Below are 16,477 nucleotides of genomic sequence, written 5' to 3' on the forward strand. Positions count from 1 at the left end.
AGGATGCGGCCATGCGGAATGTCGACCAGCCAGAGGTTGCCGTGCGCATCCCAGCACGGGCCTTCCAGAAAGCAATCGACCGGCGCCCCGCCCTTGTTTGCGCGCGACCATTCGGTCGGCACAGGGCGGCGCAGCGCGGCAGGCATTTCGGCATAGACCGTGGTCTCGACTGTCGGCCAATTGAAGTACGTCATGGCGCGGGTACCGCGTCAGCGCCGGATTCGGGCAGATGACGTGTGGCAGCACCGGTATAGCGGTACGGCAACTGACGCGGCATCGGGCCTTTGTTGCGCTCGCCGCGGCCGCTCTGCTCCCACGCGTGCGCGAGGATGCCGACTGCGCGCGACAAGCAGAACACGCCGCGCGCCAATGGCGCCGCAAACCCCAGCTCCGCGTAGATGACGGCGGTGGCGCCATCGATGTTCATCGGGATCGGCTTGCCCTTGCGCGCGGAGAGCAGCGCCTCGATGGCGCGGCCGATGGCGGCGTAGCGACCGCCTACCGCTGCATCCTGCGCAGCCGCGTCCACCAGTGCCAGCAAGCGCCCTGCGCGCGGGTCAACCGGATGAAAGCGATGCCCAAAGCCCGGCAGGTACTTGCCATGCGCGGCGATGAAGGCATCGACGCCTGCCGCCGTTGCCGCCTCCAGCGACGCACCATCAAACATGCGCGCTTCGATGTCGTGGAACAACTCCACCGCCTGCTGCCCCGCCCCGCCATGCACGTCATCCAACGCATTGAGCGCCGAGGCCATTGCACCGTTGAGCGGCAGGCCGCAGCTCGTCGCCATCTTGGCAATCGCAATGGAGGGGGCGTGCGGGCCGTGGTCAACCGAGGCCACCAGCGCGGCTTCCAGCAACGCCGCCTGGCGCTTGCTCGGCAGCTCGCCGCGCAGCATCAGCCAGATCATCTCGGCAAAGCCGATGTGGCCGATCAGCTCCTGGATCGGGTAGCCGCGCACGTGGATGCGGCCGGGTTCAATGTCGATGATGTCGGTGCGCCAGTAATCGGCAGCGAGGGCGGCAGCATCAAGAGGAGGCGTTGTTGTCATGGTCAGATGGCGCCTTCAGCGCGCAGCACTTCGATTTGGTCGGGGCGGTAACCGAGCTTGGCGAGCCAATCGTCGGTGTGGGCAGAGAGTGCCGGTGCGGGTGTCTGCGGGCATGGGTCTTCGCCCGATAGGCGAAAACCCGCACGCGTGACGTGCTGCCCTGCTTCCGGGAACGAGGTGACGAAACCGCGCGCCGTCACCTGTTCATGCGCGAGCACGCCAGGCACGTCGAGCACCAACCCGGCGGGAACACCGGCGTCGATCAGCAGCGGTTCCCATTCGGCGGCGGGGCGCTCGGCCAGCGCCCCTTCCAACGCATCGTTGAGCGCCTGACGATGTTCCTTGCGTGCGTGGCGCTCGGCAAAGCGCGGATCGGTCACTAGGCCGGGCTGGCCAATCACGCGGCACAGCGCAGCAAACTGCTTGTCTTCGTTAGCGGCGATGTTGATAAGCCCGTCTCCCGTGCGGAACGTGCCCGACGGCGCGGCGGTGAAGTTCTGGTTGCCCATCGGGCGCGGGCTCACGCCGGCGTTCAGGTAGTTCGACACCACCCAGCCCATGGTGGCGAGCGTCGACTCCAGCATCGACACATCCACCATGCAGCCCGCACCCGTGCGTTGCGCGCCGAGCAGGCAGGCCGTGACGGCCAGCGCCGCCGTGATGCCGCCCACCGTATCGCTGATCGGATAGCCAACACGCAGTGGTGCCGATTCGTCGTCGCCCGTGACGCTCATCACGCCGGAGATGCCCTGGATGATCTGGTCATACGCGGGCCTTCCGCTCAGCGGGCCATCCTTGCCGAAGCCGGAGATGGCGCAGTAGACCAAGCGCGGGTTGACTTCACGCAGCACGTCGTAGCCAAGCTCCAGGCGGTCCATCACGCCGGGGCGGTAGTTCTCGATCAGCGCATCCGCCTGCGCCACCAGCTTGAGCAGAATCGCCCGCCCTTCCGGGTGCTTCAGGTTGACGGTGACGGACTGCTTGCCCGCATTGACGGCGACGAACGAGGCGCCCATTTTGCGGCGCGCCTGTTCCGGGTCGGCACCCAAGCGGCGGGCGAGATCGCCATTGCCGGGCACCTCGACCTTGATGACTTCCGCACCGAGCAAGCCCAACTGATAGCCGCAGAACGGCCCGGCCAGCACGTTCGACAAGTCGAGCACGCGCAAACCTGCGAGAGGCAAAGCCATGAAAACAACTCCTACAACTGCAGCGGCTCCGCCCCTCGCCCCTCTCACCCATTCAGGAGATGTTGGGCGTATTGGCGGAACCTAGGTTTTTTGAATGAGCTGAGCGGCGAGGCGCAACGGCGCGGGGTCGCCACCCAGCGTGGAAGTGATTTGCGCGGCGTGTTCCAGCACCGGGCCGCGCCACGATTGCAGCAACGTGCCGTCGATGCGCGAAGCCGGGCCGGCGAGGCACAGCGCCCCGCGCAGCGCCTGCTGCGCACCGAACACCGGCACGGAAATGCCGACCGTTTCCCGATCGCGCTCGCCAATCGACACGTAGTAGTAGTCGCGCCGGATCGCGTCGTACGTGGCGCCCTGCATGCCCGAGAACGCGCACAGCACGCGCCCGCCCGAGCCGCGCTCCAGTGGCAGCACATCGCCTTCGCGCACGTGATCACGGATCGAGTGGTTCGAATCCACGCGGTGCAGGCACACACGCACGTCGCGTTCGCGGATGTAGAGCGACACCGCCTCACCCGTCGCCTCTGCCAGCGCACGCATGTGCGGCAGCACCACGTCGCTCAGGCGCATGCTGCGCTGGTAGAGCGCGCCCAGCATCAGCGGTGCGGCGCCGATCTGGTAGCGGCCGTCTTCCAGACGGAACAGCATGCGGTGCTGGATGAGCGAGCCCGCCAGCCGCAGGATCGTGCTCTTGTAGAGCCCAGTGCGCGCGGCCAGCTCGGCCAGCGTGAGCGCGTAATCGCCCTGGCGGAACGCGAACAGGATCGAGAACGCACGGTCCAGCGCAGCCACACCCGACTGCCCCGGCGCGGCAGCGTCGCCCTCATTGGCAACGGGCAACGTGGTCTCGCGCTGGGCTGTTGAGGCGATTTGGCGTTCTGCAGTCATGACGATTGGGGGAAGGCGGCTCACTTGACCGTCTTCAAGGCTTGGTCGACGAAGCGGTTAGTGTACGTTTTACTCAGATCGATCTTGGCATTGCGGATCTTTTCGTCGTAGCTGGAGAGCACCGTCAGGGCCACCTTGGCATCCGTATCGGTCATCAGACCGTCCTTGGAGAAGATCGGCTTGGAGTGGCGCAGCGCATCCACAAACACGTCGCGGCCGCCCACCTGCTGCTCCTTGGGCATCTTGTCGGCAATGGCCTCGGGCGTGCTGGCGTCGATCCACCTGAGGGTGCGGATGAAGGCATTCACCAAGCGCTGCACGGTTTCTGGGTTCTTGGTCATGAAGTCGCGCGTGACGTACAGCGTGGCGGTCGGGTAGCGGCCACCGAACACGGCGTTCGAGCCCGCATCGGTGCGCGTATCGACCAGGAACTTGGCCGCGCGACGCTTCTCCAGCAGGCTCGCCACCGGGTCGAAGTTGACCAGCGCGTCGATCTCCTTGCGATCGAGCGCCACCATGCCCGGCGCGCCCGACCCCACGGCGATGTACGACACGTCGCTCACCTGCAGGCCGTTCTTGATGGCGTAGTAGCGCGCAAACAAGTCGGTGGACGAACCCGGTGCGGTGATGCCGATCTTCTTGCCCTTCAGATCCTTGCCGCTCTTGATGTCGAGATCGGGCCGCACCGCCAGCACGATGCCCGGCGTGATGTTGAGCAGCGCCACCGACACGATGTCCTTGCCCTGCGCCTGGATGTGGATGGTGTGGTCATAGAAGCCCACCACCGCATCGGTCGAGCCGGCAATCAGCGCCTGCAGCGCCTTGCTGCCGCCGGCCTGGAAGTTCTCCACCTTGACGTTCAGGCCCTCCTTCTGGAAGTTGCCCAGCGACTGGGTGAGCGGCACCGGCATGTAGTTCAGGATCATCGAGCCGACCGACAGGCTCACGTCTTTCTTTTCCGGCTCGGCTGCGCTGGCGGTCGTCATTGCGCCAATGGCGGCGGCACACAGCAGGGTCGAAATCCATCGTTTCATGGTTGTCTCCGTGATGTTGTATCGGGTCAGGCACCGGCTTCCGGGTCCGCCTTCGGGCGCCACACAAGCAACTTGCCTTCGAGCGCATCGACACTGCGGTCCAGCGCAATCACGAAAGCCGACAGCACGACGATCCCCGAGAACACACCAGTGGCATCGAACACGCCTTCGGCCTGCGCAATCAGATGACCCAGGCCGGCGGACGAACCCAGGTACTCGGCCACGATCGCGCCCATCACCGCCATGCCGACGGAGGCGCGCAGGCTGGAGAGAATCCAGCTCGTGGCGGACGGCACATACACGTGGCGCAGCAGGCTGAGGCGGCTGGCCTTGAGCAGACGCGCATTGGCGAGGATCACGGGGTTCACCTCGCGCACACCCTGGTACGTATTGAAGAAGGTGATGAACAGCACCATCGTCGCGCCAAGCGCCACCTTGGAGGTCAGCCCCAGCCCGAACCACATCACGAAGATGGGCGCGAGCAGGATACGCGGGATGGCATTGACGATCTTGATGAACGGGTCCAGCACCTCGGCGGCCAGCTTGGACAGCCCGAGCCACAGCCCCAGGCTGATCCCCATCAGCGTGCCGATGCCGAACGAGAGAATCGTCTCGGCCAGCGTGATGGCCAGATGCGTGTAGATGTCGCCGCCCGTGAACCACTCCCAGACGCGCGCGACGATGGACGACGGCATCGAGAAGTAGAACGGATCAATCACGCCCGCGCGGCCGAAGCCCTCCCACGAGCCGAACAGCACCACCACCACGGCCAACTGGAACAGGCGGATCTTGGTCTTGTGCGCAAGGCCGGGGCGCGGCGTGCCCATGGTTGGCACGGCGTTAGTGCTGGACGGCATGGCTCTTCTCCACTTCGGTGCCGAGGATCGACCAGATCTCGCGATACAGGCGGATGAACGCGTCGGACATGTTGATTTCAGACACGTTGCGCGGGCGCGGCAGCGTGATTTCCACATCGCCGACCGGGCGGCTGGCGGGGCCGGCAGACATCACCACCACGCGATCGGCCAGGGCGATGGCCTCTTCCAGGTCATGCGTAATGAACAGCAGCGACTTGCGGTCTTCCTGCCACAGGCGCAGCAGCTCGCTCTGCATGAGGTGGCGCGTGTGCACATCCAGCGCGGAGAACGGCTCGTCCATCAGCACGATCTTGGGCGAGAGGATCAGCGTCTGCGCCATGCTGATGCGCTTCTTCTGGCCGCCAGAGAGCTGGTGCGGATAGCGCGACTCGAAGCCTGCCAAGCCCACCTTCTTCATCCACGGGCGAGCGCGTTCGCGTGCCTCATCCACCGGCATGCCCTGGAACACCAGGCCCAGCGCGACGTTGTCCAGCGCCGTCTTCCAGGGCAGCAGCGAGTCCTGCTGCATCATGAAACCGGCATTGCCATTGAGCCCGGTCAGCGGCTCGCCAAACACGTTGACGGTGCCGCAGGCCGGTTTGAGCAGCCCCGTCACGGCATTGAGCAGCGTGCTCTTGCCGCAGCCGGTCGGGCCCACCACCGCCACGAACTCGCCTTCACCGATCGACAGATCGACGCCCTGCACGGCCGTGAAGCACCAAACCGCACCGACACCTGATTGAGCTGAACGGCAGGCAAGCCAGCGTGCAGCCGACCGCTGGCGGCCTGGGAAGAGGAAAGCATGGGCGTCTCCTTGAGCGCGTCGATCATCGCGCGTTCTGTTTAATAGAATATAGTTCTATTTTATATAGCAACCAAAGCCTAGGTAAGCCGCGTAAACCCGCAAAACGGATGCCGCTCACTGGGACTCCTCACATAGCCGCACGGAATTCCCTCAATTATGTTCCTTATGAAAGAACATAGTTCTGTCTAATGGAATTTATGAACTATCCAGGCGACGGGAAATATTTGCCAGCCAACCCTAAAGTTTTCCGTCCACCTCCCGTTCAAGGGCGTACTGACCAGCGAGATGGCAATGCAACTCTCTTCCCCCTCCGTTTCCAGCACTGCGGGCACCGGCGCCACGGGCGGCGGAAGCAGTCCGGCCACAGAAATCGAACGCCTGCAGCGCCAGCTCAAGAACCTGCAGAAGTCGATGGCGGATTTGCCCAACCAAGGGCTGCCCCCCGACCAAGCCAAAGAGCAGGCCCAACTCCTCAGTCAGCAGATCCAGATCGTGCAGGCGCAGATCGCGCGCCTGCAGGCCCAGAAGGGTCTGGAGCAGGCCGAAACCCAACTCGAGAACCGTCACAGCGAATCGAGTTCCAGCAAGACCGAGGTCGCAGCCAAGGCACGGACGACAGACAAGGTCACCGGTTCGTCGTCATTGACCGATGCCCGGCTGCAAGCGCAGAAAGCCGCCCAAGCAAGCCACCCAGCCAGCGCTGAAGCCATCGAACCGGCGGAACCGCCCCTGGTATCGGTCAAGGTCTGACCGACGGCATTTCGGCGGCGGCCCTGTTTTGATGGCGCACCCGCCGATCTCCACATCGCGCATCCGCCACACCCTCCCAATGAGGGGAGGCCGGCGTGCATCGGCACCAGCGACAATCGCCGCGCTGCCGCGATAGGTGCGGTATCGAGAACCCGCATGACCGCCGCCAGCGACGCCCTCCCTCCCACTCACCCGTCAGACCCGAACGCGCCAGCCGACCCGCAGCAGGTGCGCATGCCGTCCCGCAACTTCTTCGCCCGCCACTGGCGCGGTGACTACAGCCTCGTCCGTTCGTATTGGTTGCATACCGCGCTGATGCAATTCGGTGTGATGGCGCTGAGTGCCGGCGTCACACACGCCCTGGCACACAACGCGCCGGCACGCGCGGCCTCGTCGGCGCTGCTGGTGATCTACGTGCTGGGTGTGGTGCTGTGGGTCTGGGCGGTGGTCGGCACGTGGCGTTCGGCCGAGCGCGAACAGGCACGCAACCGGCAAGCGGGAATGAAGAGCCTGTGGCCGTTCGTTGCCAAACTGATGATCGCGCTGGGTGCCATTGGCACAAGCTCGCGCGTGATCAATGACGTGCCGCGCCTGGAGGCGCACCTGCGCACCGCGCTCGGCGAGCAAGCCGCATCGCCCTTTACCGTGGTCCCGCAACGTGACAGCCGCGCGGTGCTCTTCACCGGCGGGATGAACGATGGCGCAGCCGATGCGTTGGAAGCTGCGCTGCGCCGCGCGCCCAACGCCACCGCCGTCGTGCTGCGCTCCGAAGGCGGCTGGCTGCGCGAAGGCGCACTGGTGGCCGACGTCATCCGCCGCCACCATCTGCGCACCTATGTGGAACGCGCCTGTGCCTCAGCCTGCACGATCGCCTTCCTGGCGGGCGAAGACCGTGCCGCCGCGCCCAACGCGCGCATCGGCTTCCATCGCCCGCGCGCCGTCGGCGCCAGCCATGACCAGACGCCCGGCGCCACCGACAGCGAGCTGTGGCGTGCCTATGCCGCCGCCGGCTTGCCCGACGCGTTCATTCGCCGCGTGCAGGACACGCCCTTTGACCACATGTGGTTCCCCACCGCGCAGGAGCTGCAAGACAACCATATCGTCACGCGCGTTTCAGCCGGCGGGGAATACGCCACGATGGCCACCCAACTCACCACGCGCGATGCGCTGGCCGCCGAGCTGCGCAGCGTTGCGCTCTATGCGGCGCTGGAACGCAAATACCCCGCCCACTTCAGCCGCCTGCTCGACACCGTATGGCAGGCCCTGCAGCGCAATGCCGGCGATGCCGAGGTCATGGCGCTGCTGCATACGCAGTCGGCCAAGCTGTATCGCGCGCTCATCCCGACCGCGCCGGACGTGCTGCTGTTTGCCAACGCGCAACTGACCATTGAGGAAGCCCAGGCACTGCAACGCCTGAGCCCCGAAGCCTGCGTCGCTTACCTGGACGGCACGGCCGATGCCGGCGCTGCGGCCGCACGCTTGCCGCGCGCATTGATCACGCGCGAGCAAACCCTGTTCTCCGATCTGGTACAGGCAGCAGACCCGGAACACGTGCCCGTCGTCACCCGTGCGCAGGCCCTGCCAGCGCTGCAGCTGGCCGTAGCAGCCCTGCCGCTGCAGGAGCAACGCGTGCTGACCTTGCCCACGCTGCGGCACACAACACCGCCCGCCGAGCGTTGCCAGGCATTGATCGCTTTCGCGCATTCCATCCTGGCCCTGCCGGAAGCCGAACGTGCACTCGCGTTGCGTGGCATGTACGCACGCGCGTCTGCCCCAGACATGTAACGCTCTCTGCCCGTCGCGCAGCCATCGTCCAGATCACCGGCCGCCGGTGCGTGGGGGGGCGGCGCTGCCGGCATGACTAGGACGCACGCAGCGCGGCAAGCGACGCCCGCTGACGGCCCTGTCCGTCAAAGTTGTCGGGCAGCAGCCACTGCTCGAATGCCGCACGCAACGGGGGCCAATCGGCATCGATGATGGAAAACCACGCGGTATCGCGGCTGCGGCCCTTGTAGACCACCGCCTGCCGGAAGATACCCTCGAACTCGAAACCCAGCCGCAGCGCGGCCTGCCGGGAAGGCGCATTCAGCGTGTCGCACTTCCACTCGTAACGGCGGTAGCCAAGCTCGTCGAACACGTGCTTCATCAGCAGAAACTGCGCCTCGGTGGAAGCCGGCGTGCGCTGCAGCAAGGGCGAGAACGTGACGGCACCCACCTCCACCACGCCGTGGTCCGGTGTGATGCGCATCAGCGCCAGCGTACCGACCGCGCGATCGGTGCGCGCATCAATCACCGCGTACTGCAGCGGATCACGCTTTGCAGCGATGCGCTCGATATAGGCGCGAAACACACCGGCATCGGCAAACGGACCCTCCATCAGATAGGTCCAATCGCGGCCGTCCTGCGCGTGGCCAAACGCCTCGAACAACGCGTCGGCATGGCGCGCTGCATCCAGTGGTTCCAGCCGGCAGTAGCGTCCGGCCAACGGCACATGCGGCGGCAACGGCCGCGGGCTCCAGTCCGGCAAAGCGTTGCCGATAGGCTGTTGGTAGGGATTGAGCGTGGTGGCAGTCATACGAAACCTGGGGTTCGGACATCAGTGCAGCCTGTACCGTACCGAATTTCGTGGCTCCGTGAAAAGAGCCATCCGCTCGTAACACAATAGAACCACGGCCGGCAGCACCTTATGTGGATTAGTCCATTCGGCGCCCCGCTACGTGGCAATAGCGCCCGGCAGCATGAGTCGATATTGTTGGCGACCGGGGGAGGACAGCGCCAGGAAACGGCGCGGGCACGCGCTTTGCCACGCGCAAGGCGAGCGTCCGCATGCGAGATGCATCGTTCCATCGGCCAACGCCTCGGCCAGCTGTCCTCTTTCAGGAGCCCACGCGTGGCGCCATTGTTCAACAGGTGGATTCGCCGCCACGGCCGATGCGGATCCGCCTTCATGTTGTGGATTGCCCTTGCCTGCCTGGCGCCATGCAACCCCGCGCTGGCCGGCCCAAAGTTCGCCAACCTGGCCACCGTACGCGTCGACACCGATGCAACCGTTGCCTTGCCGCGTACGTGGGGGCCACTTCGGTTGGGCCAGGATGCCCCCATCCCATCTGTTGCTGGGACGATTAACTCACCGTTCGGGCCGTCGCGGCTGGTGTTTGCGCAGCAAGCCACGCCATCCGAAGGCTTTGGCCTGGTGACTGTGCGCAAATCCGATTTCGAAAAAGGCACGCCGCAATATCTGGAGAGCATTCCCCCGCGCCATCTGGCGATTCTGCTCAACCATATGGAATCGCGAGTACACGGCGACCTCCCCGTCTGGGCCGCGCGCCTGATCCGCGGCAAAACCCCTGCGCAACGAAGACTGGGCGAGCGCCACGTGATCTACTGGGAAGGCGAGTGGCACACGTCCAGCAACCAGACCGCGATGGTCCGAGGCTATGCCTTCTTCGGCAACGGTGCGGTGTATCTGCTGCGGGTATTCGGGGCGGCTGGGCATAACCAGCCCACGTTCGCCGAGGAAGCCCACTTTGCCGATGCGGTGGCGGCCACCTTCCGCATGAAATAGGCCACGCCGAAAGTCGCGCATTTTGTTGCGTAGCAACATCACGCGCCGGGGCGTCGACCCGTCAGCACGCAAGCGCAGGCCGCGCCACGCAAGGCTTGAAATTTGTTGTTACCTTTGGAACAGTCTGTTCACCCCGAACCATATTGTTCTCCCGCATTGCAACACCTAAACTTCGCTCCAGTTGTCCAGACATCGATTGCCTGGACATACATGCAAGTGTTGCAAGGAGAACAATCATGAAATGGTTGGATATTGGCGCCGTCATGGCTGCCTGGATCGCAAGCTGCGTCGCAGCAGGCTGGCTCATCAGCGCAGCCTCCTTCCTGGCCTAAAGCCCAAATGGGGTTCGACCCGCCCCAGAAGTCAAAACGGCCGAGCAGGACCCCTTCCCGCCCGGCCTGAATTCAAGTCGATTGGTTCGTCAGGCGCGTCTCAGGCGCCTTTAGCGTCCGCCCACTGGACGAATCGGTCGACAAACCCCTGCAGGAACTGGCGCGTGCGCGCCTCCGTCACCCCGCCCTGGGCGTCGAACGGTTCCCCCGCAAAGTGAAAGAACACCTCCGGCAACGGCACGATCTGCACGCCGACGGCCGAGAGCACGTTGCGCAGTTGCGCCTGCGCCAGGGCCGTACCGATCGCCCCGGGTGATGCCCCCGCAATGCCCGCGGGCTTGCCGCCCCACACACTCTGGCCGTACGGCCGCGAACCCCAGTCGATCGCGTTTTTCAGCACGCCCGGAATGCCGCGGTTGTATTCCGGCGTGACAAACAGCAGCGCCTGCACGCCAGCCACCTCGGCCTTGAAGCGCTGTACCGGCTCGGGCAGGTTGCCGTCCAGATCCTGGTTGTACAGCGGCAGCTCGCCAATTTCGATGATCTTGGCGGTGGCGCCCGCCGGTAGCAGCCCGATCAGCGCGTGCGCCAACTGGCGGTTGAACGACGCCTTGCGCAGGCTGCCGACGATGACACCGATAATCAGATTGCTCATGAGGACGCCTCGCTCGACAAAGGTTCCGGGGGTGTGTAACGTCGCGCAGCCTCGAGGGCGGCGCCCTATTCCGCCCGCGCCGGTTCGGCCAGCGCAGCGCGCTTGTTCAGGCGGTCAATGAGGCCGAACATCAGCGGGTTCAGCAGGATCGACAGGATGGCCGCCGCCAGCAGCAGGCCACGGGCACGCACCGGCAGGATCTCCAGGCTGATGCCCAGACCAATCAGGATGAACGAAAACTCGCCGATCTGCGCAAGGCTGGCGGAAATCGTCAGGGCCGTGCGATTGGCATGGCCGAAGGCGCGCACCACGGCAAACGCCGCCAGCGACTTGCCCACCACCACGATCAGCACAGTGCCCAGCACCGCCCAGGTATCGTCAACCAGCACGCTCGGGTCGAACAGCATGCCGACCGACACAAAGAACAGCACCGAGAAGGCGTCGCGTAGTGGCAGCGATTCTTCCGCCGCGCGCTGACTGAAGGGGGATTCGGCCAGCACCATGCCGGCAAAGAACGCACCCAGCGCAAACGACACCCCAAACAGCACCGTCGCCCCGTAAGCCACGCCCAGCGCGGTCGCCAGCACCCCCAGGCGGAACAGCTCACGGCTGCCGGTCATGACAATGCGCTCCAGCATCCACGGAATCACGCGGCGGCCCACCACCAGCATCAGCGCGGCAAACGCCACCACCTTGCCAAGCGTAATGGCCAGCACCTTGACGATGTCCCACGCGCCCACGGTCGTGCTGCCAGCCCCGCCCAGCGCGCCCGAGAGCGCCGGCAGCAGCACCAGTGTCACCACCATCACGAGGTCTTCCACGATCAGCCAGCCGACAGCGATATGGCCTTCGTGCGAGCCATCAATGCCACGGTCTTCCAGTGCCTTGAGCAGCACCACCGTACTGGCCACCGACAGCGCCAGCCCGAACACCAGCCCGGGACCCCAACTCCAATCGAGCAACCACGCCAGCCCCATGCCCATCAGTGTGGCGAGTGCGATCTGCCCAAGCGCGCCCGGAATGGCGATGGATTTGACCGCCAGCAGCTCCTTCATCGAGAAATGCAGCCCCACGCCAAACATCAGCAGGATCACACCCAGCTCGGCCAGTTGCGGCGCCAGGCTCTGGTCTGCCACGAACCCCGGGGTGAACGGCCCGGCAACGACACCAGCCACCAGATAGCCCACCAGCGGCGGCAAGCGCAGGCGATGCGCGATGGTGCCGAAGATGAAAGCCAGCACCAGGCCACCAATCACGGTGGAGATGAGCGGGGTGTCGACGTGCATGCGTTCCTGTGACGTTGGGGCGGATTGAAAGACGGGGTGGACCAGCGGAACAGCGGGATCGGGCCTGCGGGCCCTTGTGCGACAACGGTGGTGCCAATTTGTTCACGGTGCGTCACAACTATAAGGGATGCGGCTTGGCAAACCTTACGAAGCAAATGTCATGCAGAAGACATCGCAGCCACCGCGCCGCTCCTACACTGCGCCGCAGACCCGCTCCCGTCGGGCAGACCAGGAGACAAAACACATGCGCTACGCCAACAAAGTCCTCTCTGTGGACGAGGCCATTGCCCACGTCCGCAGCGGCAGCCGGCTGATGCTGGGCGAATTCGTGGGCGCCGGCGAGCCCGCCTGCTGCATCGAGGCACTGCTCGCCAGCAGCATCAACCAGCTCACCCTCATCGCCAACACATCTGGCCTGCGCGGCGGCTTTCTCAAGGCCAGATTGTTTGCCTCGGGCCAGTTGGCGGAGTACATCGGCACGCACGTCGGCACCACGGATGAATCGACACAGGCTTACCTGAGCGACAGCGTGCGCGTGGCCGAGTTCTTCCCGATGGGCACCTGGGCCGAGAAAGTGCGCGCGGGCGCGCTGGGCCTGGGCGGCGCACTCGTGCCGGTGGGCGTGGGCATCCTCGACCAGCCGGGGATGTTCCCCGCGCGCGGCACCCCCAAGCAGACGCTGACCGTGGACGGCATGACCTGTTTCGTGGAGCCTCCCCTGCGCGCCGACGTGTCGATCATCAAGGGCTGGCGCGCCGACACCTTCGGCAACGTGGAGTTTCGCGGCACGGCGCTGCAGAACCAGCGCGACATCGCCATGGCGGGCGACTACACCATCGTCGAAGTGAATGAGATCGTGGAAGTGGGCACGATCCCGCCCGAGCGCGTCGGCTGCCCGGGTGTATTCGTCAACGCCGTGGTGCAAGGTTTATCGCTGGAAGACCAGCACGCGCTCTACAAGCAGCACTGGACCAAGCTCGGGCGCCTGCCGGCCACTGCCCAGGCCTGATCACCCGATCACAACGACAAGGAGACCGCCATGCACCCGCTGCTCGAGCACCCCAAACAACGCATTGCCGCCCGCTGCGCGCAGGAATTGCGCGCGGGCGAAGTCGTCAACCTCGGCCTGGGCATCCCGACGCTCACGGCCAACTATCTGGATGCCGATGCCGGCGTCATCTTCCACACCGAGAACGGCGCCTTCGGCTTTGGCGGACGCCCCGCGCTGGACGCCATCGACAGCGACGTCACCAATGCCGGCTGCGAGCCAATCACCCTGCCGCCTGGCGCAGCCATCATGGATCTCGCCACCTCGCTGGGCGCGATGCGCAACGGCTACATCGACGTGACCATCCTCGGTGCGCTGCAGGTGGATGCGCTGGGCAACCTCGCCAACTGGGCGTGCGAGCGCAACGGCAAGTGGTGGCCCGGCATCGGTGGGGCGATGGACCTGTGCTACGGCACGCGCAAGGTGATTGCCGCGCTGGCCCATACCGACAAGCACGGCAACTCGAAGATCCTGCCGCGCTGCACGCTGCCGCTCACGGGCCAGGGCTGCGTCAAGGTCATCGTGACCGAGCACGCGGTGTTTGACGTGACCGACGCGGGGCTTGTACTGCGCGAAATCCTCTCGCATGCGACACTCGCCGACATTCGCACCATGACAGCCGCCCCCTTCACACTGGCGCCGCTGCTGCAGATGCGTGCCGCTTAAGGAACGTTCATGCCCACCACTGTCGACTGGTTCTTCGATGTCATCTCGCCGTTTGCCTACCTGCAGCTTGAGCAGTTCGACCGGCTGCAGGCGGCGCACGACATTGTCATCCGCCCACGCCCGATTGTGCTGGGCGCACTGCTGAACCACTGGGGCCAGAAGGGCCCGGCGGAGATCGGCGCCAAGCGGGTGTTCACGTACCGGCATGCACTCTTCCGTGCGCAACAGCTTGGCATTCCGTTCCGCATGCCGCCTGCGCATCCGTTCAACCCGATCAAGGCGCTGCGGCTGACGATTGCGATGGGCGGCTCGCTCGATGCCGTGCGCGCGGTGTTCCGGCATATCTGGCGTGATGGGCAGGATGTTGCATCGCCCGAAGGCTTTGCCGCACTGTGCGAGGCCATCGGCTTTCCTGAAGGCATGGCGGCCGTTGAGCAACCCGCCGTGAAAGACGCCCTGCGTGCGAACACGGATGCCGCCATTGCACTCGGCGTATTTGGAGTGCCCACACTGGTGCATGACGGCGAGCTGTTCTGGGGCGAGGACGCCACCGCCCTGTTTCTGCAGTGCCTCACGACCGACTGGCTTGCCACACCCGAGGCACAGCGCGTGAGCACGTTGCCAGTGGGTATCCAGCGTGGCTGAACACGACACCAACTCGCGCCCCGGCATCAGCCGTGCGCGGCTGGCACACATTGCTGCCTGGTCAATCGACCTGCCCGGCGACGAGGCCGACCGCGCCTGCGCCGGCATCGTCGAAAGAACCTACGCGCGTGGCGCCTGCATCTGCCCGAAGAACACGCTGCTGGAAAGCTGGACGGGCGTGGTGACCGGCCTGATCAAGATCGGCACGGTGTCGCCCGAGGGGCGCAGCGTCACGTTCACGGGCGTGCCGGCCGGCGGCTGGTTTGGCGAGGGCACCGTGCTCAAGAACGAGCCGCGCCGTTACGACATCATTGCGCTGCGCGACACGCGCATGGCCTTCATGGAGCGCGCCACCTTCATGTGGCTGGTCGAGAACAGCGTGGCCTTCAACCGCTTCCTGGTGAAACAGCTCAACGAGCGGCTCGGTCATTTCATGGCGCTGCTCGAATACGACCGCCTGCTCGATGTCACGCCACGCTTGGCACGCTGTATTGCTTCACTGTTCAATCCGGTGCTCTACCCCGGCGCGGGCGACCATCTGGAGATCACGCAGGAAGAACTCGGCCTGCTCTCCGGCATGACGCGGCAGGTTGCCAACCAGTCACTGAAAGCACTGGAGAAAGACGGCGTGGTGCGACTGGAATACGGTGGCGTAACGGTGGTGGATCTGGAGCGCCTGCGCAGCTATGGCGCCTGAGAGCTCCCGGCTCTGTTAAGGAATCTTCATCCGATACAGTCGCCAGCAGCCGCTAGAATCGCGGCACTACAAGACAAGATCGTTACGCTGCGGCACGCACACTGCGCCGCCCGCAGCCGGAAGAGGAACCAGGGCGACGCACCGCGTGCGCGCCTGCATCTATGCTGCCGATTCATCTGCTTTCCACCGGCAAGGCGCTGCCGGCACAACGGGTCACGTCCGCAGAGCTGGATACGCGCCTGGGCCATTCAGCCGGTTACGTACGCAAGAAGTCCGGCATTGACGTGCGTCACCATGCCACGCTTGCCGAGTACCAGTCAGAACTTGCCGCTGCCGCCGTGCGCGATGCCCTGCACCGCGCCGATGTGTCCGCTGCCTCCATCGACCTGCTGATCTCCGCCTCGGGCGTGCAAGAGCAGGCACTGCCCAACACGGCCACGCGCATCCTGGAGCCCGCGGGGCTGCCCGCCGGCACACCCGCCTTTGACGTCAATGCCAGTTGCCTGAGCTTTGTCACCGCACTACACGTGGCGGCCAACCTGCTGACGACGGGCGCTTACCGGCGCATTGCCGTGGTGGCATCGGACCTTGCCTCGCGCGGCATCAACTGGAACGATGCAGAGACGGCGCTGATCTTTGGCGATGGTGCGGCCGCGGTGATTGTCGAGGCTGCATCTGCAGCGTCCGGCGTCGGCATCCACGCCTATCGCATGGAGACCTACCCGGCCGGCAAGACTTTCTGCGAAATCCCCGCCGGTGGCACACGCCGCAACCCGCGTACGGGGGCTCAACCGTCCGACTATCTGTTCCACATGGATGGCAAGCGCGTGTTCAGGCTGGCTTCACAGTTGATGGATGGCTTTCTTGAGCGCCTGTTTGCGGACAGCCGCTACACGCTGCGCGATATGCACGTGGTCGTGCCGCACCAGGCCAGCCACCTTGGCATGCAGCACTTGCGCAAACGATTGGGCGTGCCTGAAGCCGCCGTGGTCGACATCTATGCGCAGC

16 protein-coding genes and 2 pseudogenes are annotated in these 16,477 nt (G+C 65.2%); 8 read left to right on the forward strand and 10 right to left on the reverse strand.

Going from position 1 to position 16,477, the window contains the following annotated elements; translation table 11 throughout:
* From JHD73_RS20840 to JHD73_RS20870, 7 genes and pseudogenes are all read right to left on the reverse strand, one after another.
* Positions 1-194: pseudogene (locus JHD73_RS20840) on the reverse strand (SMP-30/gluconolactonase/LRE family protein); the annotation flags it as partial.
* On the reverse strand, positions 191-1,051 hold the full coding sequence (locus tag JHD73_RS20845) for a citryl-CoA lyase (protein ID WP_199032109.1): 861 nt from the start codon (positions 1,049-1,051) through the stop codon (positions 191-193). The pseudogene JHD73_RS20840 and the gene JHD73_RS20845, both read right to left, overlap by 4 nt.
* A 2-nt stretch (positions 1,052-1,053) precedes the next feature.
* A complete protein-coding gene (locus tag JHD73_RS20850) occupies positions 1,054-2,241 on the reverse strand; it encodes a CaiB/BaiF CoA-transferase family protein (RefSeq protein WP_199032110.1) in 1,188 nt (395 codons plus the stop codon).
* 81 nt (positions 2,242-2,322) lie between these two features.
* Entirely contained in the window at positions 2,323-3,129 is an 807-nt protein-coding gene (locus JHD73_RS20855) for an IclR family transcriptional regulator (protein WP_199032111.1), read from the reverse strand.
* A gap of 20 nt (positions 3,130-3,149) precedes the next feature.
* A complete protein-coding gene (locus tag JHD73_RS20860) occupies positions 3,150-4,163 on the reverse strand; it encodes an ABC transporter substrate-binding protein (RefSeq protein WP_199032112.1) in 1,014 nt (337 codons plus the stop codon).
* 26 nt (positions 4,164-4,189) lie between these two features.
* Positions 4,190-4,990 (reverse strand): ABC transporter permease, encoded by an 801-nt coding sequence (locus JHD73_RS20865; RefSeq protein WP_199032123.1) that lies wholly within the window; start codon positions 4,988-4,990, stop codon positions 4,190-4,192.
* A 13-nt stretch (positions 4,991-5,003) separates the two neighbouring features.
* Positions 5,004-5,824 (reverse strand): annotated as a pseudogene (locus JHD73_RS20870) (ABC transporter ATP-binding protein).
* A gap of 292 nt (positions 5,825-6,116) precedes the next feature.
* On the opposite strand from JHD73_RS20870, the gene JHD73_RS20875 reads away from it, so the two are divergent.
* Together JHD73_RS20875 and JHD73_RS20880 are read left to right on the forward strand one after the other, a co-directional pair.
* On the forward strand, positions 6,117-6,575 hold the full coding sequence (locus JHD73_RS20875) for a FlxA-like family protein (RefSeq protein ID WP_199032113.1): 459 nt from the start codon (positions 6,117-6,119) through the stop codon (positions 6,573-6,575).
* 156 nt (positions 6,576-6,731) lie between these two features.
* Positions 6,732-8,360 carry a hypothetical protein gene (locus tag JHD73_RS20880; protein ID WP_199032114.1) on the forward strand — a complete coding sequence of 543 codons (1,629 nt, stop codon included), beginning with the start codon at positions 6,732-6,734 and terminating at the stop codon, positions 8,358-8,360.
* Between the two features lie 76 nt (positions 8,361-8,436).
* On the opposite strand, the gene JHD73_RS20885 is transcribed toward JHD73_RS20880, so the two are convergent.
* Positions 8,437-9,150, reverse strand: coding sequence for a GNAT family N-acetyltransferase (locus JHD73_RS20885; protein WP_199032115.1), 714 nt, complete (start codon positions 9,148-9,150; stop codon positions 8,437-8,439).
* Positions 9,151-9,522: 372 nt separating this feature from the next.
* Here JHD73_RS20885 and JHD73_RS20890 point away from each other — a divergent pair, with 372 nt between their 5' ends.
* Positions 9,523-10,140 (forward strand): hypothetical protein, encoded by a 618-nt coding sequence (locus tag JHD73_RS20890; RefSeq protein ID WP_233177090.1) that lies wholly within the window; start codon positions 9,523-9,525, stop codon positions 10,138-10,140.
* A gap of 432 nt (positions 10,141-10,572) precedes the next feature.
* Here JHD73_RS20890 and JHD73_RS20895 read toward each other — a convergent pair whose 3' ends face one another.
* The gene (locus JHD73_RS20895) at positions 10,573-11,127 is read right to left on the reverse strand and encodes an NADPH-dependent FMN reductase (RefSeq protein WP_199032116.1); all 555 of its coding nucleotides are present in this window, start codon (positions 11,125-11,127) and stop codon (positions 10,573-10,575) included.
* 65 nt (positions 11,128-11,192) lie between these two features.
* On the reverse strand, positions 11,193-12,413 hold the full coding sequence (locus tag JHD73_RS20900) for a cation:proton antiporter (protein WP_199032117.1): 1,221 nt from the start codon (positions 12,411-12,413) through the stop codon (positions 11,193-11,195).
* 244 nt (positions 12,414-12,657) lie between these two features.
* Here JHD73_RS20900 and JHD73_RS20905 point away from each other — a divergent pair, with 244 nt between their 5' ends.
* From JHD73_RS20905 to JHD73_RS20925, 5 genes are all read left to right on the forward strand, one after another.
* Positions 12,658-13,422 carry a CoA transferase subunit A gene (locus tag JHD73_RS20905; RefSeq protein ID WP_199032118.1) on the forward strand — a complete coding sequence of 255 codons (765 nt, stop codon included), beginning with the start codon at positions 12,658-12,660 and terminating at the stop codon, positions 13,420-13,422.
* Positions 13,423-13,452: 30 nt separating this feature from the next.
* Complete coding sequence (locus JHD73_RS20910; RefSeq protein ID WP_199032119.1) at positions 13,453-14,127, forward strand: 3-oxoacid CoA-transferase subunit B; 675 nt, start codon at positions 13,453-13,455, stop codon at positions 14,125-14,127.
* Positions 14,128-14,136: 9 nt separating this feature from the next.
* Positions 14,137-14,772, forward strand: a complete 636-nt coding sequence (locus JHD73_RS20915; protein ID WP_199032120.1) for a 2-hydroxychromene-2-carboxylate isomerase — start codon at positions 14,137-14,139, stop codon at positions 14,770-14,772.
* On the forward strand, positions 14,765-15,469 hold the full coding sequence (locus tag JHD73_RS20920) for a Crp/Fnr family transcriptional regulator (RefSeq protein WP_199032121.1): 705 nt from the start codon (positions 14,765-14,767) through the stop codon (positions 15,467-15,469). Before JHD73_RS20915 ends, JHD73_RS20920 begins: the two co-directional genes overlap by 8 nt.
* A gap of 161 nt (positions 15,470-15,630) precedes the next feature.
* A partial coding sequence (locus JHD73_RS20925; protein ID WP_199032122.1) for a ketoacyl-ACP synthase III occupies positions 15,631-16,477 on the forward strand: 847 nt, incomplete at its 3' end.

It is taken from the genome of Ralstonia sp. ASV6 (assembly GCF_016429285.1).
GTDB lineage: Bacteria > Pseudomonadota > Gammaproteobacteria > Burkholderiales > Burkholderiaceae > Ralstonia > Ralstonia flaminis.

Bases quoted from the DNA above. Each gene is read 5' to 3' on its own strand.
- JHD73_RS20845 (WP_199032109.1), bottom strand. From the start codon at position 1,051: ATGACAACAACGCCTCCTCTTGATGCTGCCGCCCTCGCTGCCGATTAC.
- JHD73_RS20850 (WP_199032110.1), bottom strand. From the start codon at position 2,241: ATGGCTTTGCCTCTCGCAGGTTTGCGCGTGCTCGACTTGTCGAACGTG.
- JHD73_RS20855 (WP_199032111.1), bottom strand. From the start codon at position 3,129: ATGACTGCAGAACGCCAAATCGCCTCAACAGCCCAGCGCGAGACCACG.
- JHD73_RS20860 (WP_199032112.1), bottom strand. From the start codon at position 4,163: ATGAAACGATGGATTTCGACCCTGCTGTGTGCCGCCGCCATTGGCGCA.
- JHD73_RS20865 (WP_199032123.1), bottom strand. From the start codon at position 4,990: ATGGGCACGCCGCGCCCCGGCCTTGCGCACAAGACCAAGATCCGCCTG.
- JHD73_RS20875 (WP_199032113.1), top strand. From the start codon at position 6,117: ATGCAACTCTCTTCCCCCTCCGTTTCCAGCACTGCGGGCACCGGCGCC.
- JHD73_RS20880 (WP_199032114.1), top strand. From the start codon at position 6,732: ATGACCGCCGCCAGCGACGCCCTCCCTCCCACTCACCCGTCAGACCCG.
- JHD73_RS20885 (WP_199032115.1), bottom strand. From the start codon at position 9,150: ATGACTGCCACCACGCTCAATCCCTACCAACAGCCTATCGGCAACGCT.
- JHD73_RS20890 (WP_233177090.1), top strand. From the start codon at position 9,523: ATGTTGTGGATTGCCCTTGCCTGCCTGGCGCCATGCAACCCCGCGCTG.
- JHD73_RS20895 (WP_199032116.1), bottom strand. From the start codon at position 11,127: ATGAGCAATCTGATTATCGGTGTCATCGTCGGCAGCCTGCGCAAGGCG.
- JHD73_RS20900 (WP_199032117.1), bottom strand. From the start codon at position 12,413: ATGCACGTCGACACCCCGCTCATCTCCACCGTGATTGGTGGCCTGGTG.
- JHD73_RS20905 (WP_199032118.1), top strand. From the start codon at position 12,658: ATGCGCTACGCCAACAAAGTCCTCTCTGTGGACGAGGCCATTGCCCAC.
- JHD73_RS20910 (WP_199032119.1), top strand. From the start codon at position 13,453: ATGCACCCGCTGCTCGAGCACCCCAAACAACGCATTGCCGCCCGCTGC.
- JHD73_RS20915 (WP_199032120.1), top strand. From the start codon at position 14,137: ATGCCCACCACTGTCGACTGGTTCTTCGATGTCATCTCGCCGTTTGCC.